This window comes from Commensalibacter sp. M0355 (assembly GCF_016101365.1).
GTDB lineage: Bacteria > Pseudomonadota > Alphaproteobacteria > Acetobacterales > Acetobacteraceae > Commensalibacter > Commensalibacter melissae.
The window spans coordinates 190,288-210,918 of the sequence record NZ_JACFQQ010000001.1 but is presented as its reverse complement, the minus strand read 5'-3'; the positions used below and the strand labels follow the sequence as shown (position 1 = coordinate 210,918).

22 protein-coding genes are annotated in these 20,631 nt (G+C 38.0%); 11 read left to right on the top strand and 11 right to left on the bottom strand.

Annotation, left to right across the window (positions count from 1 at the left end; genetic code table 11):
- Nucleotides 1-15 precede the first annotated feature (15 nt).
- The 6 genes from yidC to H3T44_RS00965 are packed head-to-tail and all read left to right on the top strand — an operon-like array spanning nt 16 to nt 6,100.
- Nucleotides 16-1,785, top strand: coding sequence for a membrane protein insertase YidC (gene yidC / locus H3T44_RS00990; protein WP_198195614.1), 1,770 nt, complete (start codon nt 16-18; stop codon nt 1,783-1,785).
- A 6-nt stretch (nt 1,786-1,791) separates the two neighbouring features.
- Entirely contained in the window at nt 1,792-2,451 is a 660-nt protein-coding gene (gene yihA, locus H3T44_RS00985; RefSeq protein WP_198195612.1) for a ribosome biogenesis GTP-binding protein YihA/YsxC, read from the top strand.
- A gap of 24 nt (nt 2,452-2,475) precedes the next feature.
- A complete protein-coding gene (gene argB / locus H3T44_RS00980; RefSeq protein WP_155566917.1) occupies nt 2,476-3,408 on the top strand; it encodes an acetylglutamate kinase in 933 nt (310 codons plus the stop codon).
- A 37-nt stretch (nt 3,409-3,445) separates the two neighbouring features.
- On the top strand, nt 3,446-4,294 hold the full coding sequence (gene dapD, locus H3T44_RS00975; RefSeq protein ID WP_198195610.1) for a 2,3,4,5-tetrahydropyridine-2,6-dicarboxylate N-succinyltransferase: 849 nt from the start codon (nt 3,446-3,448) through the stop codon (nt 4,292-4,294).
- A gap of 28 nt (nt 4,295-4,322) precedes the next feature.
- A complete protein-coding gene (gene dapE / locus H3T44_RS00970) occupies nt 4,323-5,456 on the top strand; it encodes a succinyl-diaminopimelate desuccinylase (RefSeq protein ID WP_198195608.1) in 1,134 nt (377 codons plus the stop codon).
- A complete protein-coding gene (locus tag H3T44_RS00965; protein WP_198195606.1) occupies nt 5,453-6,100 on the top strand; it encodes a hypothetical protein in 648 nt (215 codons plus the stop codon). The genes dapE and H3T44_RS00965 overlap by 4 nt, the downstream gene beginning before the upstream one ends.
- Here H3T44_RS00965 and truA read toward each other — a convergent pair.
- From truA to def, 3 genes are read right to left on the bottom strand one after another with little or no spacing between them, the layout of a single operon-like run.
- The gene (gene truA, locus H3T44_RS00960; protein WP_198195604.1) at nt 6,094-6,873 is read right to left on the bottom strand and encodes a tRNA pseudouridine(38-40) synthase TruA; all 780 of its coding nucleotides are present in this window, start codon (nt 6,871-6,873) and stop codon (nt 6,094-6,096) included. The genes H3T44_RS00965 and truA overlap by 7 nt on opposite strands.
- On the bottom strand, nt 6,873-7,802 hold the full coding sequence (fmt, locus tag H3T44_RS00955) for a methionyl-tRNA formyltransferase (RefSeq protein WP_198195602.1): 930 nt from the start codon (nt 7,800-7,802) through the stop codon (nt 6,873-6,875). Before fmt ends, truA begins: the two co-directional genes overlap by 1 nt.
- Nucleotides 7,803-7,823: 21 nt before the next feature.
- Nucleotides 7,824-8,348, bottom strand: a complete 525-nt coding sequence (def, locus tag H3T44_RS00950) for a peptide deformylase (RefSeq protein WP_198195600.1) — start codon at nt 8,346-8,348, stop codon at nt 7,824-7,826.
- 212 nt (nt 8,349-8,560) lie between these two features.
- On the opposite strand from def, the gene H3T44_RS00945 reads away from it, so the two are divergent.
- Complete coding sequence (locus tag H3T44_RS00945; RefSeq protein WP_198195598.1) at nt 8,561-9,079, top strand: Hsp20 family protein; 519 nt, start codon at nt 8,561-8,563, stop codon at nt 9,077-9,079.
- A gap of 62 nt (nt 9,080-9,141) precedes the next feature.
- Nucleotides 9,142-9,408, top strand: coding sequence for a DUF1150 family protein (locus H3T44_RS00940; RefSeq protein ID WP_110438132.1), 267 nt, complete (start codon nt 9,142-9,144; stop codon nt 9,406-9,408).
- A gap of 58 nt (nt 9,409-9,466) precedes the next feature.
- Here the strand turns inward: H3T44_RS00940 and hpf are convergent, their stop codons facing one another.
- The 7 genes from hpf to H3T44_RS00905 all read right to left on the bottom strand — a co-directional run bounded on the left by hpf (nt 9,467) and on the right by H3T44_RS00905 (nt 14,943).
- Nucleotides 9,467-10,042 carry a ribosome hibernation-promoting factor, HPF/YfiA family gene (hpf, locus tag H3T44_RS00935; protein WP_198195596.1) on the bottom strand — a complete coding sequence of 192 codons (576 nt, stop codon included), beginning with the start codon at nt 10,040-10,042 and terminating at the stop codon, nt 9,467-9,469.
- Between the two features lie 143 nt (nt 10,043-10,185).
- On the bottom strand, nt 10,186-10,965 hold the full coding sequence (gene lptB, locus H3T44_RS00930) for an LPS export ABC transporter ATP-binding protein (RefSeq protein WP_122123696.1): 780 nt from the start codon (nt 10,963-10,965) through the stop codon (nt 10,186-10,188).
- A gap of 32 nt (nt 10,966-10,997) precedes the next feature.
- The gene (locus H3T44_RS00925) at nt 10,998-11,960 is read right to left on the bottom strand and encodes an LptA/OstA family protein (RefSeq protein WP_198195595.1); all 963 of its coding nucleotides are present in this window, start codon (nt 11,958-11,960) and stop codon (nt 10,998-11,000) included.
- A gap of 5 nt (nt 11,961-11,965) precedes the next feature.
- Nucleotides 11,966-12,739 (bottom strand): LPS export ABC transporter periplasmic protein LptC, encoded by a 774-nt coding sequence (gene lptC, locus H3T44_RS00920; RefSeq protein WP_232347468.1) that lies wholly within the window; start codon nt 12,737-12,739, stop codon nt 11,966-11,968.
- Nucleotides 12,736-13,728 (bottom strand): SIS domain-containing protein, encoded by a 993-nt coding sequence (locus tag H3T44_RS00915; RefSeq protein WP_198185247.1) that lies wholly within the window; start codon nt 13,726-13,728, stop codon nt 12,736-12,738. The genes lptC and H3T44_RS00915 overlap by 4 nt, the downstream gene beginning before the upstream one ends.
- An 88-nt stretch (nt 13,729-13,816) precedes the next feature.
- On the bottom strand, nt 13,817-14,479 hold the full coding sequence (locus H3T44_RS00910) for a ribonuclease D (RefSeq protein WP_198185248.1): 663 nt from the start codon (nt 14,477-14,479) through the stop codon (nt 13,817-13,819).
- Between the two features lie 47 nt (nt 14,480-14,526).
- Nucleotides 14,527-14,943 carry an EVE domain-containing protein gene (locus tag H3T44_RS00905; RefSeq protein ID WP_198185249.1) on the bottom strand — a complete coding sequence of 139 codons (417 nt, stop codon included), beginning with the start codon at nt 14,941-14,943 and terminating at the stop codon, nt 14,527-14,529.
- 281 nt (nt 14,944-15,224) lie between these two features.
- Here H3T44_RS00905 and H3T44_RS00900 point away from each other — a divergent pair, with 281 nt between their 5' ends.
- Nucleotides 15,225-17,525, top strand: coding sequence for a TonB-dependent siderophore receptor (locus H3T44_RS00900; protein ID WP_232347467.1), 2,301 nt, complete (start codon nt 15,225-15,227; stop codon nt 17,523-17,525).
- Nucleotides 17,526-17,551: 26 nt separating this feature from the next.
- Complete coding sequence (locus H3T44_RS00895; RefSeq protein WP_110438124.1) at nt 17,552-18,235, top strand: Fe2+-dependent dioxygenase; 684 nt, start codon at nt 17,552-17,554, stop codon at nt 18,233-18,235.
- Between the two features lie 181 nt (nt 18,236-18,416).
- On the opposite strand, the gene lysA is transcribed toward H3T44_RS00895, so the two are convergent.
- The gene (lysA, locus tag H3T44_RS00890) at nt 18,417-19,742 is read right to left on the bottom strand and encodes a diaminopimelate decarboxylase (RefSeq protein ID WP_198195594.1); all 1,326 of its coding nucleotides are present in this window, start codon (nt 19,740-19,742) and stop codon (nt 18,417-18,419) included.
- Between the two features lie 132 nt (nt 19,743-19,874).
- On the opposite strand from lysA, the gene H3T44_RS00885 reads away from it, so the two are divergent.
- Nucleotides 19,875-20,627 carry a serine protease gene (locus H3T44_RS00885; RefSeq protein ID WP_198195593.1) on the top strand — a complete coding sequence of 251 codons (753 nt, stop codon included), beginning with the start codon at nt 19,875-19,877 and terminating at the stop codon, nt 20,625-20,627.
- Nucleotides 20,628-20,631 lie beyond the last annotated feature (4 nt).

Here is a 20,631-nt window from a genome sequence, read left to right as displayed (position 1 = left end):
ATTGGCTGGCTTTGAATGGATAATAAGCGCTTTTTTCTGGCGACTTTACTTTCTGTTTTAATTCTTTTTGCATTTGAATATTTTACGCCTCAAACGTCTTCAGTGCATGAAAATGAAAAACAGGTGACTCAACAAACTGGAACCGGACAGTCCCAATCCAATATTCCTCATGAAATTAAAACAATAGCAAAAGTGACTGGTCCTGAAATAAGAATTCCTTTTGAGGCAAACGCTGTAAAAGGATCAATCAATCTTCGGGGTGCTGTTTTCGATGATTTGGTTTTAAAAAACTATCATGAAACGGTTAAAGCTGATTCACCATTGGTTAGAGTCCTTGACAAGGCAGATAGTAAAGAACCCAATTATATTGAAACAGGTTGGTTTAATACGGATAATACGTCTGTTAAATTTCCTGATTCAACTTCTGTATGGAAGGCAGATGAAGAAAAATTAACTCCTGGCCATCCTTTAACCCTGACTTGGGATAATGGTGCAGGAATTGAATTCCAGAAAATTATTTCACTTGATAAGGAATATCTTTTTCATGTTGAGCAAAAGGTTAAAAATAAATCAAGTCAATCTGTTCATTTTGTTTTTTATGGACGTGTTAATCGTGGATATGCACCAAAAGAGGTTGGTGGATATTTAATGCATGAAGGGCCATTAGGAATTATAAATGATCGTCTGGAACAAAATTCCTATAAATATCTGCGGGAAAATTCCAAAGGGGAACATCATATTGCCTGGAGTCAGAACAGTAAAGGGGGATGGGCGGGTATAACCGATAAATACTGGTTAAATGCCATTGTTCCACAACAGGATAAGAATGTAACAGTTCATTATGGATTTGTTCCAGAAGATCATGCAGATAATTCAGGAAATTCAGAAAATCAAAAAGGGACATACCAGGTTGGTTTTACTTCACAACAGCCAATTTCTGTAGGACCTGGTGAGGTTGTCGTAACGGATGGAAATGTATTTTCTGGCGCGAAAGAACTTCACCTTCTTAACCGCTATGAAAAAGAATATCATATTCCCAATTTCTGGAAATCTGTTGATTTCGGGTGGTTTTCATTTCTTACCTATCCAATTTTTATCGTTCTGGATTGGTTAAATGGTTTATGGGGTAATTTCGGTCTTGCTTTATTAACATTTACCTTGATTGTAAAACTTGTTTTTTATCCTTTGGCTTCAAAACAATTTCATTCGATGGGCAAGATGAAAGAATTGCAGCCAAAAATGAAAGAAATTCGTGAACGCTATAAAGGCGACCAGACACAGATGAATCAGCAGATGATGCTATTGTACAAGGAGCAGGGGGTAAATCCTGCCAGTGGTTGTTTGCCGATGTTAATTCAGATTCCGATTTTCTGGTGTTTGTATAAGGATTTGTACGTCACAATTGAAATGCGCCATGCGCCGTTTTTTGGATGGATTCATGATTTGTCAGCCCCGGATCCAACGAATATACTGAATTTATTTGGTCTTATTCCTTTTGATCCTTCTGTTATTTCACCTTTGTTGCATGTCGGTATCTGGCCTTTGTTATTTGGGACAACAATGTTCTTGCAGCAAAAATTGAATCCTGCCGTAATTGATCCTGTCCAGAAGAAAATGTTTCAATTGATGCCAGTTATTTTTACGGTTGTACTGGCTACGCAACCTGTTGGATTGGTAATTTATTATAGTTGGAACAACCTGTTAACAGCAATTCAGCAGCTTGTTATTCAAAAACATATGGCAATCAAGGAAAAACAAGCCATTTCTAAATCAAAAAAAGGATAGGTAGCCATGTTTTCAAAAAATGGCATATCCACTCATCAAAATGATGAAAATGCCCAGTTTATTGAAGCTGGGCGGCTTCTTTTTTCTCGAGAAGCAAAATTTTTCTTTGGTGCACAACGGTTAAATCAGCTTGAACCTTCCTTATTACCGGAAGTTGCTTTTGCCGGACGTTCAAATGTAGGTAAATCGAGTTTGATTAATGCGTTAACAGGGCAAAAAACGCTGGCAAGAGCTTCTTCAGAGCCAGGAAGAACTCAACAATTGAATTTTTTCAATATTGGTGGTTGTTTGGTCTTTGTTGATATGCCAGGCTATGGTTATGCCAAGGCCTCTCAATCCGTTAAAAAAGATTGGCAAAAGATGATGTTTTCCTTTTTAAGGGGAAGACCAACGCTTTTAAGGGTTATGCTTTTGCTTGACGCTCGTATAGAGCTAAAAGAAAGTGATCATCAGATTATGAATTTATTGGATAGAGCGGCTGTTACATTTCAGATTGTAATGACAAAATGTGATGGTTTGAGCTCGGTTCAATTTTCACAAAAAGAACAAGAGATAAAGGACTTGATTGCAAAACATACTGCTGCCTATCCTTATATACGTTTTACAAGCAGTCAAAAAAATATAGGTATTCAAGAACTTCGGGCTGATTTGGCTCAGCTTATCTAAGAGAATCATCAGGATTTAACTATTATGGGTAATCATCAATCGTTAGAGTCAGTTAAGGAAGCTGCCAAAGAGGCGCATGAACAAGCCAAGACGCTTGCAAGAGCCCTGCCATATTTAAGACGCTATACGGGTGATACGATTGTTATCAAATATGGTGGTCATGCCATGGTTGACAATCACTTGTCAAACGATTTCGGTCATGATATTGCGCTTTTGAAACAGGTTGGAATCAATCCAATAATTGTTCATGGGGGAGGTCCCCAAATAAATCAAATGCTGAAGCGGATGGAAATTGAATCGAATTTCATTGATGGTTTGCGTATTACGAGTGAGGCTATAATTGATGTGATTGAAATGGTTCTGGCCGGGACAGTCAACAAGCAGGTTGCGACCCTCATTAATCAGGCTGGCGCTTTGGCAGTGGGTATATCAGGTAAGGACGGCGGCTTAATCGAGGCGCACAAGCTTGTTAAACATGTCTGGGATGAAACTCTCCAGTGTGAGAAAACAATTGACTTGGGACTGGTTGGTGAACCTGTTCATATTGATCCTAGGGTTTTATATGCTTTATCTGGTTCTGGACTAATTCCTGTTGTCGCACCTATTGGAACCGATAAACAGGGGCAAACCTATAATATTAATGCCGATATTGCCGCAGGGTCAATTGCCGGGGCAGTCAGGGCATCAAGATTATTTATGTTAACTGATGTACCGGGTGTCTTGGATAAAGATGGAAATCTTATTTCTGAATTAACGGAAGAGGAAGCCAAGGAAGCAATAGCATCAGGAATTATAACAGGTGGAATGATTCCAAAGATTGAAACATGTCTAGAGGCAGTTAAAGCTGGCGCCCAAGCTGCAGTAATTATGGATGGACGAGTACCACATGCCTGTTTACTGGAATTATTTACTGAGGGTGGATCAGGGACCTTAATTCGTTCTGGTAGAGTATTATAATATAAATTATTTTATTATTTGATAAGGGAAAAAATTTATGACAGATATAGATGCCTTGCAAAATGAAATTGATAAATTATGGGAAAATCGGGCCCAATTATCGCCCACAACACAGGGAGTTGCAAGGGAAACGGTCGATCAAGTATTAAATCTTCTTGATATTGGCAAGTTACGGGTTGCAACACAAGCCGATCAAAAATGGACAATACATGAATGGATTAAAAAGGCGGTACTTTTGTCTTTTCGTCTTTACGATAATCATGCGATGAAAAGTGAAATTGGCATTGCCGCTTATGATAAAGTTTCATTAAAATTTAACAACTGGGGGGATGCCGATTTTGCCAAAGCCGGTTTTCGTGCTGTTCCAGGATCAATTGTACGTCGTTCAGCCTATATTGCTTCAAATGTCGTTTTGATGCCAAGTTTTGTCAATGTGGGTGCCTATGTGGATAGTGGAACCATGATTGACACTTGGGTAACGGTTGGGAGCTGTGCACAAATCGGTAAAAACTGTCATATCAGTGGTGGTGTGGGTATTGGTGGAGTATTGGAACCCCTGCAGGCTGCTCCAGTCATTATTGAAGATGATTGTTTTATCGGAGCCCGCTGTGAAGTGGCAGAGGGAGTTATTGTTGAAAAAGGCAGTGTCCTTTCAATGGGTGTATTTTTAGGTGCGTCAACGAAAGTAATTGATCGTAATACCGGAGAAGTGTTCATGGGACGGGTACCAGCTTATTCAGTTGTTGTTCCCGGAACCCTTCCGCCTAAAAAAGCGATAAGTGAAGACGGCAATACTTTACCTGGATTGGCTTGCGCGGTTATTATCAAACGTGTAGATGAAAGGACACGCTCAAAAACTTCAATCAATGAGCTGTTAAGAAGTTAAATACTGAAAAAGATTGGTTCCATTTAATATGCACGATCCCGTGAAGCTATTGCAAGATCTGATTCGTTGTCCGTCAGTTACACCACAAGATCTTGGAGCGCAGGATATTTTAAAAACAAGACTGAAAAAGATTGGTTTTGAAATATATGATTTGCCTTATGGTGAAGGTAATGACAACGTTTTGAATTTTTTTGCGCGTTACGGGACAGGAAAGCCACATTTATGTTTTGCTGGTCATACAGATGTTGTTCCTGCGGGAAATAATCATTGGCAACATAATCCTTTTCAAGGCGTTATTGAAGATAATATCATTTACGGACGTGGTGCCTGTGATATGAAAGGTGGCATTGCTGCATTTGTGACAGCGGTTGAAAATTTCCTATCTCTTCAAGTTAATTTTACTGGGTCATTAAGTTTTTTGATTACCGGGGATGAAGAAGGGCCTGGTGTTAATGGTACTGTTAAAGTGCTTGAGTGGATGAAGAAAAAGAATCATATTCCTGATTTTTGTCTGGTGGGTGAACCAACATCAGCACAGGAGTTGGGCGATGTAATTAAAATTGGGCGTCGGGGTAGTTTGAATGCGGTTATTACTGTTGAAGGTACCCAAGGACATGTCGCCTATCCTCATCTTGCAGATAATCCAATTCATAAATTGATGGAAATATTAACATCTTTAACAATATTACCTTTGGATAAGGGGAATAAATGGTTTCAGCCTTCATCTGTTCAAGTGACATCTATTGATGTAGGGAATAAAACGACAAATTTAATTCCTGCCACTGCGACAGCGCGATTAAATATTCGTTTTAATCATTTACATAATGGGAATTCTTTAATAGGCTGGATTGAAACTCAAGCCAGACGTGTTGCAGAACATTGTCAAATAGATATAGTTGTATCTGGTGAGGCTTTTTTGACTGAACCAGGAAATGAAGTGCAGGCAATTCGTTTGGCAATTGAAAAAATATCATCTGTTAAACCACGTCTGGATACAGGGGGGGGAACCTCCGATGCTCGGTTTATTTCAAATTATTGTAATGTTGCTGAATTTGGTCTTGTCGGGCAAACTATGCATAAAGCGAATGAAGCTGTACCCACTGAAGATTTAAAAAAATTAAGTTCAATTTACACACAGTTTTTGAAAAATTATTTCCTATGACACTTAATTCAAATAATCAAAAAAAATCTTCTGATTCAAAGCTCAAAGATATTTTCAAGGGAATGCTTGCTCTGGGTGGTGGTAAGGAAGAAGGGATAAATTTGTTTCCTTCTTCAACAGATGGAGTGTTAAGTGCTCTGGCACCGTGGATAGCATTATTGGTGGTCATTGATGGTTTTAATATATTAAGTGTTGTTCAGGCAAAAAAAGCATATTTATTTATTTTTACCATATCATTATTTTTGTATAAATTATGTACAGTATTACTTATACCGATTTTGATTCATTCTTTTTCCGTTCTTTGGCATAAGGAAAGATTTTGGAAAAGAACAGTTTCAAGTTATTGTTGGTGTCAATGGATGCCAATTTTAGATTTGATTATAGGTATGATGATTGTATCGTTACCTGGTTTTACGCCATCAATTATATTGGGCTTTATGGCGGTTTTAATGATTTTATATCTGGCTTACATGATCTGGATATCATGGATGACAATTAAAGTGGGATTACAGATTAACAATAGACAATCTCTAATCGTTGTTATCAGTTTGTTTTTTTCAGAAGTAATATTGTTGTTTGTTTTGTCAATTTGTAACAGTGATACACTTGTCAGATTATCACATGAATTGTCAGCTGTTCACTGAAAAGGGTCATCCGGATAGGTTATTTCCTTGAGGAACAAACCTGTTGCAGGAGCTTTGATTCCTGCCAATTTTCTATCTCTACCCTGTAAAATTGCATAGGCCTGTTTTATTGGCCAATATCCGTCTCCAATCATTTTAAGGGTTCCTACCATATTACGTACTTGATGATGTAAAAATGAACGGGCCTGTGTTTCAAAATAAATTTTATCATCAATTTGATAAACGTTAAATTTGTCCAAAATACGGATTGGTGACTTTGCCTGACATGCAGTAGCTCTGAATGATGTAAAATCATGGCTTCCCAATAAGGTTTGAGCAGCTTCGTTCATAGCATCGACATTTAATTTCTTTCGTACATGCCATACATGCTTAATATCCAAAGCAGGACGGCTCTGACGGTTGAGGATGACATAAATATATTTTCGTTTTATTGCAGAAAAACGTGCATTCCACTCTGCATCAACCAGCCCTGATTGCAAGATTGTAACGGCATGAGGTTTCATATAGTAATTTAAGCCATCGCGAATTTTTTTGGCTGTTAAGGGTATATGTGCCGGAAAATCAAGATGGGCCACTTGTCCCAAGGCATGAACACCCGCATCTGTCCGGCCGGCGGTAATGCTGGCTATTTTAAATTGACCGTTGCATAGTTTGCAGGCAGCCTCTTCTAATATTTGCTGAACAGAAAGGCCGTTATCCTGCCGTTGCCATCCAACAAGACCTGTACCATCATATTCGATTTTGACGGCCCATCTTTGTATGGTAAAATTCATTAGACAAGTTTTGTATTTAATTTGAGATGATAACCTTTGAGAAATTCATTGATTGGCATTTTTTTCTTTCCAGCCAATTGTAATTCCAGAATTTTAAGGACCTGATTTTTACCACATGCCACATAAAAATCAGGATGTATAATTGTTCCAGATTCTGCCATGCTTAATTGAGAGCTGAGCTCAGCTTTAAGAATCTTAAGTAATTTTCCTTCTAGAAAGCAGAATGTCCCAGGCCAGGGTGTCAGGGCACGAATTTGTCGATCAATAGATTCAGCTGATTGATTCCAATCAATTTTGCCATCCTCTTTTGTCAATTGCCTAGCGTAGGTTGCGAGCCCTGATAATTGTGGAGCGGGTTTTGAATTTGGATTTTTTGTCAATTCTGAAAGGGTTTCAAGTATGAGTTCACCCCCTAATTGCGCAAGTTGATCGTGAAGGATTTGAGTTGTCGTTTTTTTTGTAATTGGAATAGACTTTTCAATATAAACGGCTCCTGTGTCAAGACCTTTGTCCATCTGCATTATGCTGACACCTGATTTTTGGTCACCTGACCAGATTGCCGTCTGAATGGGCGAGGCTCCTCGCCAGCGTGGAAGAAGACTTGCATGGATATTGATACAGCCTAATTTAGGTAGTGTAAGTATTTCCTCAGGTAGAATAAGTCCGTAAGCTGCAACAATGGCTATATCAGGATTAAAAGAGGCGAACTGTTCAAATTCTTTTGGCTGGTTTTTTAATTCGATTGGTGAAAAGACGGGAATATCCAATTGCTCGGCAATATTTTGCACGGCACAGGGGGTTATTTTCCTCCCTCTGCCAGCAGGGCGGGGAGGTTGACAATATACGGCAACAATTTCATGTCCGGCTTGATAAAGTGCCTGTAAAGCGGGAACAGCAAAATCCGGTGTTCCCATGAAGACAATACGCATCCTAGCTTCTCGTATATATAATTAGCGGTGTCTTTTTTGCTCTTTGATAATTTTACGCATAATAATGTTACGTTTAAGGCTTGAAATATGATCCACAAACAATATTCCATCAAGATGATCTGTTTCATGTTGAATACAACGTGCAAGCAATCCATCAGCCTCCATTTCTTGGCGACTTCCATTGATATCCATATAGTTGATTTTAATTTTTTCAGGGCGAATTACATCGGAATATTGATCTGGAAAAGACAGGCAACCTTCTTTATAACTTTCCAATTCTTCTGATTTCTCAATAATTTCAGGATTTATAATGACAATTTTTTCTGACTGATTATTATGCATGAGATCAATAACGAAAAATCTCAGCCCAATTCCAACCTGAGGAGCAGCCAAACCGATACCACCTGCCTTGTACATGGTTTCAAACATCATGGGTAAAAGTTCTTTTACGTCTTTCAAATCCTCTTTTTCAACGATTTTGGTTTTTTTACGTAAAAAAGGGTTGGTTGCAAGTAAAACAGGTCTTGTTTCAATATCGTCATTCATTTTCTAAATTTGTGCCATAGTTTAAATTATTCTATCATTGTCTATATAAAGATTTAATATATTAATACAATATTTTGTTATAGTGCGAAATCTAATTTTAAAAGATATAATACTTGTAGTCCTTGGCGATTATTCCATATAATAAAATAGACAGGTGCCATTTTGGGCCTAGTTATATGTCTCGCTTCAATATATTAAAGGAGGGGGCTTTCATGTCAGGAAGGCTTTTTACATCGCCTATGTTCCTGGGCTTTGATCATTTGGAACAGATTTTAGAACGAGCGGCAAAATCGACTTCTGATGGTTATCCGCCCTATAATATAGAACAAATTGGATCTTCCAGTTTACGGATTACCTTGGCTGTGGCTGGTTTCATGATGGAAGATTTGCAAATAACGCAGGAAGATAATCAGCTGGTCATTCGTGGCAGGCAGCTTGAAGATAATGAAGAGCATGTATTTCTTTATCGAGGAATTGCGGCAAGGCAATTTCAGAGAGCTTTTATTTTGGCTGAGGGTATCAAGGTTGAACGAGCATGGCTGGATAATGGTTTGCTTCATATTGATATTATCCGTCCCAAACCGGAGACAAGAATTCGCCATATTGAAATAGTACAAAATTCTAATGCAAGGCGTAAATCATATAATAAAGTTATGTCACAGAAAGTTGGCACATCAGATGCCTATCGCTCTGGTGCGATACGAAGTTTGCAACTTACAGAAAAAGAATGATATTATATTGAAAGATGCAGGATTATCTTGCCATCTGTTTTTAAAGGAGGTCTTGATCAATTATGAAAGATTTCGACATCAAAGAAAAATCTAAATTAATTGCGACCAAGGAAGGTAGTGACGTTGTTGATGTTCGTCATTTAACAGACAATCAGCTAAAAGCCTTGGGTGTGTCCCAATTGGCTTACGTAAAGGAAATCACGATCAATGGTGAACAGGCATTTGCCATTCATGCGGCTGATGGGACACCTATGGCAGTGACGGATAATGCCAAGACAGCATATGCTGCGATCTTGCAGCAGGAAATGATGCCTATCATGGTTCATTAATTGATAATAACAAGATAATATTCAATATAAAAAACAGGGATAACTCCCTGTTTTTTGTTCAAGATATCATTCCTGAATCCAGTAGGATTATCCTATCTTCATTTTGCTTATATATGACATTGATACGGTTATTATCCAGATTTTTAAACATCAATACCGGTCTTTCTGATAAATCTAGAACCATGATGGCATCTTGAAGCGATAATGTGTCTATATGAGTCGTTTTTTTATCAATGATTTTTGCATCTTTTTGAGATTCCACCGATGTTTCCAAGGGGATATCATTATCAATAATATATTGGTTACCTTCGAATAATTCATGAGCGGGAGAGGCATGATCTCTTTTTGTAATCAACCTTCCCTTATATTTTTTTAGTCTGTTATGTAAATGTTCAAGGGCAATATTAAAAGATTCTTGTACATTATCTGCATTTGCCTCTCCACGTAATGAAAGGGATCGAGAAGCATGGATATGTATCTGACAACGATAATCGGATGGGGATTTGTTAAATGTTACTGAACAATCAACGATATTTTTAAAATATTTTTGCGTGATTTCTTGAAGATTTTGATTAATCTTGTTTTTAAACCAATCAGGAATATCAATTTTATTACCAAAGATGGAAATATCCATTACGGTTCTCCCTTAGTTATATTCCTTACTATTCTAGTATCTAATTTTTCAAAATTAAAGCTTTATCAACGCGTGGGTGGTAATTGTTCTATTATTTTGATTAATGGTAAGATCTATAGTTAATTTTTAACCGTTAAGGTGAATTATAATGTGAATTTTTCCCCCAAATAAACTCTACGTACATCTTCATGAGCGACCACTTCTTCAGGACGTCCTTCCATAAGAAGCTGGCCACTGTTCATGATATATGCCCTATCAATAATTTCCAGGGTTTCTCTTACATTATGATCCGTAATTAACACACCAATTTCACGATCTTTGAGATGGGAAACAAGATCACGAATTTCTCCGACAGCAATTGGATCAATTCCAGCTAAGGGCTCATCCAGAAGAATGTAATTCGGATCGCTGGCAAGCGCTCGGGCGATTTCCAAACGGCGTCTTTCTCCACCAGATAGGGAAAGGGAGGGGGAATGTCGTAAATGTGAAATTCCGAACTCTGCCAATAATCCATCAAGCGTTTCATGTCTTTTATCGGCATTGGATTCAACAACTTCCAGAACTGCCATAATATTTTGTTCTACATTTAACCCTCTAAATATACTTGCCTCTTGAGGCAGATAACCAATGCCAAGTCTTGCTCGCCGATACATTGGCAATTTGGTAATATCTGTGTTATCAAGGCGAATTGATCCTGTATCTGGCTGAACTAACCCAACAATCATATAAAAACTTGTAGTCTTGCCAGCACCATTTGGGCCCAAAAGACCGACAGCTTCTCCTCGATGAACGCGTAATGACACGTTTTTGACAACCTGTCGTTTTTTATAGGTTTTTCCTATGTTGTCTGCAAATAGCCCTTCATTATCAGGTAAATTTTTGGTTGATGATGTATTATTGGAAGCAGATTCGGTTTCAGGCATGGAATTTGAAACTCACTTATAAAAATTAAAAACTATTTTTTATCGCTTGGTTGATTATTTTGATTTGCTTGGTTTGGAACGACCAGTCCCTGGACTCTTTGACCAGGCATTTCTGTCATGTGAGCAATACCGGTATGCATGTTGATAATGGCAGCATGACCATTTAGCTGGTTTTGGCCTCTTGTGATATGAACATTGCCCACGATGCGGGCGATTCCTGTATTGGGAACATAAACACCGCGGTCTCCACGAACAGTTTCAGATTGGGTTCGCACGACAACGTTACCAAATGCGTTGACTTTTTCCAACTTTCCGGATTTGGTAAGGTCATCAGATTTTTTATTGTCAGTCACGTTATTTTTTTGTTCAGGTTTTTTTTGATCATCAGCGCTGCTATAGCCAACCAGTACATCCGCATTGATTTGTCGACCATCTTTGATATTAATTACGGTTGCATCACCCCGACCAACTGACATTCTGGTTTGGGAGTGATATTCCATGGCATCTTTTGCGGTCATGACATTTTGAGGGGTGGTTAATTTCATATGTTTACCCGTTAAAACCAGGGTTGCCTGATCAATATCATAAACTGCTTTATCTCCCCAGGCCTGATCGGTATTCGTATAAATATGAACATGACCATAAGCGTACAGACGATATATTTCATTTGAACCTGAATCGCTTTGAGTTATATCACCGCTTTTTTGTTGAGGATTGGGGTTTTGAGAGGACTTTGGTTCTGTATCGCCAGCTTTTTTTCGATAATAGGCGATAAGTCTGTCTGCTGTAACCGTTACATTTTCACGAACTGCCTTGGCTTGAGTATAGGCGGTCACTTTTTTGGCGTTTTGATCCCAGTCAAATCCTCCAAGAGCTGTAACCGTAATCTGTCCACCATGTGATAGATCAATACTTTGAGCATGGATAGTATGGATGTTGAAAAAGCCATAAAAGATACTAGAAATGGCAAAAGGTAATAAATTGCGTTTATTCATCAATTTTATTCCGATGATTTAGCTTGAGTAGGATTGGAGGAATTATTTTTTTTATCATCATTCAAGACCAATCGACCTGGTCCCTTAAATTGGGCAATTCCGGCATGCAAGTCAAGGAAATAGGTTTGGGCATCCAAGATGCCAAAGGGTCCTTCAGCATGAATCCAATTGTTGCCAGTCACAACAGAAGACTTTAAAGCAACGTCTGCCATATCGCTATACATGAAAACTCCATCATTTCGGTATAAAACAACATGTTTAATCAATCCTAAATCCTGTTCATGCTGTGTATAATTTCCCTTGTCTGCTGTGACCATCATCCAAACATTGTCCTGCAATAAAATATCAGCTTTTGGATTGCCTAGATGGATAAGATTGCTATTGTTAGATTTCTGAACAACTTTTTCAGATGTTATGGTATAGGGTCGATTATGTGTATCCAAGCCATGAAAAGTAGCATCGATCATGGTTCCACTTTCAATCTTGATACGGGAAAGCTGTTTCATCACTTCCTTGTTGGTATGCAAAGCCCGATCAATCTCCGGCCAGACAGCAATGGAACTTAACAAAACAAGGGCTGTAATTGGTAGGCCCCATTTAACCCACTTCATAATGGTGTTCCGGCGTTCCATTTCTGCGGGTTTAGGAATATGCCGTCTTTCAATGATATTTTGTGATCTATGACTTAAATATTTTTCCTTGTCCTGAAAATCGGTTCTTTCAATTTTGTTTTTTGAACTAGATTCTTCATTTGGTTGACTGTTTGTTGACATATTCATGCAATGCCCGCTCGTAAAAGGTCATGAATGTGCAAAACCCCTATTGGATGATTTCTGGAATCCACGACAAATAAACAGGTAATGGGATGATTATCATTATTCATGAGTTTCAGCGCTTCAGCAGCCAGCATATCGGATTTAATGGTAAGAGGCGAGGGATTCATGATTTCTTGAGTTGTCAATTTTCTTATATCCTTGTTGAATGCTCGCCTTAGATCGCCATCTGTTATCAGCCCGATCAGCCTCCCATTTTCAGAAATAATACCAATGCAACCCAGGGCTTTTTGAGTCATTTCCATGATTGCATCGGTGATAGGCATCCTTGAATGCCCCAAGGGGATATCCTTGTCTGTGTGCATTAAATCTTCAACAATCTTAAGTCTGCTGCCCAATCTACCACCAGGATGATAAATACCGAAATCTGATGCGGTGAAGTGCCTCATTTTCAATAATGTTATTGCCAGGGCATCTCCTATTGCCAGTTGCATTAACGTGCTGGTCGTTGGTGCCAAACCCAGTGGGCATGCCTCCCTTGAATGGGGAAGTGAAAGAATTATGCTGGAATTTTTTGCCAAGGTCGATTGTGGATTGGTTGTTATGCTAATCAATGGGATGCTGAATCGTTTTGCATGAATAATTATATTGAATAATTCTTGGGTTTCACCAGAAGCGGATACAGCCAGAATGATGTCATCTTTTTGAATCATTCCCAGATCTCCATGGGAAGCCTCAGAAGGATGAACAAAGAGAGATGGTGTACCAGTGGAGGCCAGTGTTGATTGAATTTTTTTTGCAATATGCCCAGATTTGCCAATTCCGGTTAATACCACCCGACCATTAATTTCAGATATGAGATTGGCGGTTTCCAAGAAAGATTGAGTAAGTTCGGTTTTGTCTCGAAGTGCATTAATCAAATCCAGGATGCCATTAGATTCTATAGATAGAGCTTCAAGAGCTGTATCAATCTCTGATGAGGCAATTTTGGTCATTTCAATGCACTTGATTAAATTTAATTATTATTAAAACAGATATAATAATATATATAGAGTTTCAAAATGAAATGAAACTGTTAAATTCTTAACCGCGATGATCGAATATATCAGGATCTAGATATCCGAGCTGATCCAGGGTGGCTCTTGTTGGTAAAAATGAAAAACAGGATTCTGCAATTTCCAAACGGTTTTCCCTGATTAATAAAACTTTCAAGATTTCCCACAATTGATGAAGATAAAGAACATCTGCAGCTGCATAGGTCAATTGTTCAATGTTCAGGGTTGGTGAACCCCAATCTGAAGTTTGTTGCTGTTTACTTAATTCAATATCAAGTAATTCTCTGCATAGAACAGCCAGTCCGTGTTTATCCGTAAAAGTTCTGACCAATTTAGCTGCAATTTTTGTACAAATTACGGATTTCATACTTATTTGAAAGGTTTTTTGTAATATCCCGACATCAAATCGGGCAAAGTGCATTAATTTTGCAATGGAGAGATCAGTAAGTAATTTTTTTAGATTGGGGCAGGAATTGAACCCTTTACCACCAAGCCGTTCGGGTACAAACTGGACAATATGAACCTGTCCATCCCCTTTGCTTAACTGAATCAAACAAAGCCGGTCTCGATCATGATTTAATCCCATGGTCTCAGTGTCAATTGCGACTATTTTTCCAAGATCTAGTCCGGAAGGTATGTCATGCTGGTAAAGATGAATATGATCGGGAATTTGTTTATTGTTGTTTTTCATAACTTGTCCAAGTGTTTATTAAATTTTAGCAAGAAAAATGAATTTACTTATAATTTCACATTTCCAAGATCACATAAAATTTGCCAATGTTTTGAACTGATTGGCATTACTGACAATCTGGATTGTTTAATAAGTGCTATATCTTCCAGTTCAGGAATGGATTTGATTTTTTTTAGGGTAATGGGTACAGGTACCGAACATATTGTCTCTACATCAACACAAAACCATTTATGTTCTGTATCGGTCGGATCGGGATAGGCCTCTTTATCAATTCTGACAATACCAACAATTTCCTTACCTTCATTGGAATGGTAGAAAAAAGCCAGATCATTTTTTTTCATTAATTGTAGATTTTTTTTTGCCTGATGATTTCTCACCCCTGTCCAGGGTTCGATTTTGTTTTTCAATTGTTCCTGCCATGAAAAAGCAGAAGGTTCCGATTTAATTAACCAATAATTTGTCATATTTATAAAACATTTATTTTTATACCTATTGTATTATTATCACATATTTTGAAAATTTGAATTAAAATTCAGTCAATCTCAAACGGATGAAATTTATTATAACTCTTTAAAAATATGTAAAAAATAATTTTACAATTTTTGTTGTCTATTTAATCATTTACAAACCATCATGATTTATTTGATTTCCGCCAGTTGCAATTGTATCTGTATACTGATAATGATTCTCAATATCTCATGTTATTAATTATCATTATCAGTATTTTATTGGATGGATTTTTAAATTGTCAGGAATAAAAAGGACGCTTCAACCTGTATCATTGGCAGTAATGGTCGGATTATTAGGGAATGCCGCTATCACCAAATCTGCAAATGCAGAAAAATCGAACAATGCTGTTGCAGCATCAGCAAATAAAGTAAATCAACAAATAACAAAAGATCAAACAACAGATAACCAGTCAACAACGAATGAGCATATTCTTGTTCGTGGAAAAAAGAATGATAATATTCTGACGCAGAATACAGGTGTCAGTTTGATGCCACAGGATATCATGCATACCCCTCAGAATATCAATCTTGTTCCGGCCAAAATTATGGAAGAGCAAAATGTCAAATCTCTTGATGAAGCATTAAAAAATGTACCGGGGGTAACCTCTTCCGTTGGGGAGGGACGTGGCGGCATGTCCGGAAATCAGTTTCTCATCCGCGGTTTTCAGGCCCAGAATGATATTTATGAAGATGGCCTGAGAGATTTCGGTGTCTATAGCCGTGACAGTTTCAATTATGAAAATGTTGTGGTTATTAAGGGTCCATCTTCATCTGTATTTGGGAATGGAACTACGGGTGGTGCCATTAATGTTGTAACAAAAAAACCAATTTTGAAAGATCAATATAAAGCTGAATTTACTGGTGGAAACGGTGATTATTACCGTGGCACTTTTGATTTGAACAAGCAGATTAATGATAATATTGCTGTTCGTATGGAAGGTATGGCCAACAGCAATAATGTTGTGGGAAGAGATAATTTATATTCCCATCGTTGGGGTCTGGCGCCATCCATAGCTTTTGGTCTGGGAACAGATTTAAGTTATGTTTTGCAATTTGTACATCAACAGGATGATCGCATTCCCGATTATGGCGTTCCTGTAATTACAAAACCTGGTCATACAATTGGTAGACCTGCGACCGAATATGGAATAAGAAGGGGAAATTGGTATGGTAACAAAATGGATAAGGACCAAACCCAGGATAACCAGGTTACGGGACGTTTAACCTATAACATTACTCCTGATATTGTTATCCATAACGATACTCGATATGGTAATTATCAACGTCAGTTTTCTGTTACACGACCTAAATGTACGCCAGCAGATTGTAGTGACCCATATTTTGATGGTCGTCCTCAGGACGCTATTATTCAAACGGCAGGTCCAAGTCCATATGAACAGAGCACCTGGTCGTTCCAAAATGTTTTATCAACTATTGCCAATTTCAATACAAGTTTTATCAAACATCAATTAACGGCTGGTGTTGATATTGCCTATGCTCATGAAAGCCGTCATTACGGACAATTTTCCGCATCCCTGCCAAACAACAATCTTGTTCATCCAACGGATGCGATTGATTATCCAATACATATCATGCCTGGTGATCCCAACAGTAAAGTAGGGGATCCATCCCGTAGATATGGGCATTCCCGTGATGTTGGTGTTTTCTTGTATGACCAGATATGGTTCACCAAAGCCTGGTCAATTAAGGGTGGTTTCCGTTATGACAACTGGGAAGCGTTTTATAATACCCAAGGGGGCAAATCCTTTACAACGCACCGTATGTCAACGAACGATAATGTGTTCAACCCGACAGTAAGCTTGCTCTTCAATCCAGATGAAAATCAGGCTTACTATTTCACATGGTCATCCTCTACAACGCCATTGGGTATGTATTTGACGAATTCGTATGCACCGATGAAGGATGGTCAAAATGGAATGAAACCGGAAAAAAGCCATTTATATGAACTGGGTGGAAAATGGAGCCTTTTGAATCAGCGACTGGGACTGACAGCATCTTTGTTCCATCTTGAAAAAAGCAACCAGATGGTTAGTGATCCATTGTCAGGAGCGGTGACAAGTACGGGTGACAAAGGTTACAATCAGGGGATTGAATTGGGTATATCCGGTAATATCACGAATAATTGGAGCGTTTATGGTGCCTTTGCTGCATATCATAGCAAAGTTACAGGTTCTTTAACACCTAATATCAAGGGAAATCGCATGTTCTATGTTCCCTCTCATCAGGGAAATTTATGGACAACGTATAATATAATGCCCAATACACCATACAACCTGTTGATTGGTGGAGGTGTAACATGGCGTGGACCAGTTTATTTGAATAACAGAAACAATGCAAAAGTACCATCAAATGTAACGATTGATGCCATGCTTTCTCATAAATTCGACGATCATTGGAAAGTGTCGTTCAATATTTACAATCTGACCAATCGTTTGAATTATGACTCTTTATTCAGTAATCGTGTGACACCATCTAATGGTAGAGCATTCATGTTCAGTTTGAACATGTTAGAATAACTTCAAAATATAATTAGGTTAGTTTGATGATCATTCATATTCCTCAAGTTTTAAATAAAGAAGAGTTGGCTTACGTTCAGTCTGTTTATAGACGGGCGCCTTTTGTAGATGGTAAGGTAACAGCAGGTGAACAATCTGCCCAGGTCAAGCGTAATATACAAATTGACCAGAAATCATCCGAAAGTAAAGAATTGGGAGAAATTATATTGAAAGCTCTGGGACGTAATCCGATTTTCAATTCCGCAGTTGTTCCTTATCGGGTTTGCCCGCCTTTATTCAACCGTTATGATGAAGGCATGGAGTTTCCCGATCATGTTGATAATGCGTTACGTCCAATTCATGAAGCCAATATGCGTATCAGAACGGATGTATCCTCGACTTTGTTTTTAAATAATCCTGAGGATTATGATGGTGGAGAGCTGATCATGCATGATCCAAGTGGTGCGCAATCAATCAAGCTTCCTGCTGGCGACATGATTGTTTACCCAACCTACAGCTTGCATTCTGTCAGCAAAATAACGCGTGGCAGTCGTTGGGCATCTTTTTTCTGGACCCAGTCAATGATTCGAGATTCTGACAAGAGGCGGGTTTTATTTGATCTGGATATGTCGATTATTAAGTTAAGAACCAGAATGGATGATAATGATCCTCAGATTTTAGAGTTGACAAATGTTTATCATAATTTGATGCGATTATGGTGTGAGCTATAGACTGAAATAATTTTTAAAAAAGCACTAAAAAAATAAAGTGCTTTTTTTGATTAAAACCTAATGAAATAAAAACATATTTATTAAATATATTTTTATTTATTGACCTTTATAAATAAAAGAAAACCAATCTGAATGCCATAATGACTGACTGTGCTTACATGTTCGGTATAATATAAATCAATTATCCGTTGGGTATAGTTTCATTATTCCATAAGGATTCAAATGTTTGTCGTGGTTTGATAACAAATAATCTTTTATCCTTGATCATCAATTGTAAAGCTTGGGGACGGGCATTATAAGAGGAACTCATGACGTGTCCATAGGCACCGGCATCCAGAATGGCAATTTCATCATTTTCCCTTAATTGGGGAAGTAACCGTTGGCGAGCAAAAATATCACTGGATTCGCATATTGGACCGTCAATATTCTGTTTTTCCAAGGGACGCTTATATATTTCAGCCTGTATAGGTAAGATACCGTGCCACGCATCGTACATCGCTGGGCGCAAAAGGTCGTTCATGGCAGCATCAAGAATAATGAAAGGGGCCGCCTCAGGCCCATTGTTTTTTCTTCTGACGACTTTGCTGATCAGGATGCCTGCCGGACCAACCAGCCAGCGGCCAGGTTCAATGCAAATACGGATATTAAGGGAAGAGAAAATTCCTTGCATTAAATTAGCTAGAGCATATGGGTCGGACTCTTTTTCGTCATAGTAAGAAATGCCAAAACCACCTCCACAGTCTAGAACAGAGACCTCTAATCCTTCTTTACGTGCTTGTTTAACAAGTTTCGCCATTTTTAAAAAAGCTTTTTTATAGGGTTCTACAGATGAAATCTGACTACCAATATGGACATCAAATCCTAATGGGAGAATATTATCCAGTTGGCTTGCTTCTTTGTAAACCTGAAGAGCTTGCTCATAAGCGATACCAAATTTGTTTTCCGCCAAACCTGTAGTAATTTTATGATGCGTTCTGGCATCGACATCAGGATTGATTCTTAAACAAATTGCGGCTTTTTTTCCTGTATCCATTGCTATTTTAGAAATAAGATGAAGCTCTTCACGGCTCTCAACATTGATTTGGCCTATTTCTAATTGAATGGCGGCTTTTAATTCTTCCTCTGTTTTTCCCACTCCTGAAAAACAAATTTTTTGTGGGTTGATATTGACTTTTAGTGCTCTCTTTAATTCACCCAGACTGACAATGTCAACTCCCGCTCCTTCTTTTGCCAAAAGATCAAGTATGGCCAGATGATCATTTGCTTTCACGGCATAATGAATAGAAATGTCCATTTTGTTTTGCAGAAATGCTTTAGAAAGTTTTTGAAAACGTGATGTTAATATATCTGCATTGATTACCCATACAGGACTACCATAATGATCAGTAAGAGATTGAAGTGGAACTTTACCAAAACAGAGCCCCTTCTTTTCATCAATAATAAAGTCTGGATGCGTTTGTAAAAGGGTTTGATAATTTGTTTCAGGTTCGGTTTTAGAAGATGACATTAATCAAAAAGCCTTTAGTCGGAAAAAAATAATATTATACTGATTTTATAACAATCTATAAAAAACAGTAGGATAGAATAATATAATTATTCTTTATTAAGGAAAAAAGAAATAGCGATAAGGGATGGAAAATTGAATATTTTTATCAGGATATTTGCATGTACGATATTTATATCGATTTCAACCTTATCCTATTCCGTTCCCGCAAAAGATTTGCCAGGCATTAGCCAAAAAAACAATCATCGACAATTGGTAAATGCTGCAGAGAAACCTTGGCAGATTTTGGGACGTGTACAAACAGAGCTTGGTACGCATTGTACGGGATTTCTTGTCAGTTCAAGATTGGTGATAACTGCAGCTCATTGTTTATGGATTAGAAAAACCAATCATTTTGTCAACCCACATTCTGTTCATTTTCTTCTGGGATACCAGCGACAAACTTATCGATCAGCTTATAATGTCCTTAATATTATTAAATCAGAAAATTATAAGGGAGAGGGTTCGGAAAAAGCCACATTGGACAATATTCACCATGACTGGGCCTATCTTGTTCTTAATGATAAAAAAACAAATCAAGAGGATTTTTTCGGTTTTAATAAAGATCAACCTTATATCGGTATGAATATATATCTGGCTGGTTATGATCAGGACCGTCAGGAAGTCTTATATGCTGATCAAAAATGTCATGTAACCGATATATTAAAAAATAATGGGGGTAAAACCATTCTTGCGCATGACTGTCAAGCCACATATGGAAGTAGTGGTGCCCCTTTGTTTACAGTAAATAAAAATAAGGAATGGGTTATAACAGCCATTCAGATTGCCGCTTATTCAGATCGTCCCGGTGGCATGGCCGTGTTACTCACCACTCCACCCAGGGATTAATGGA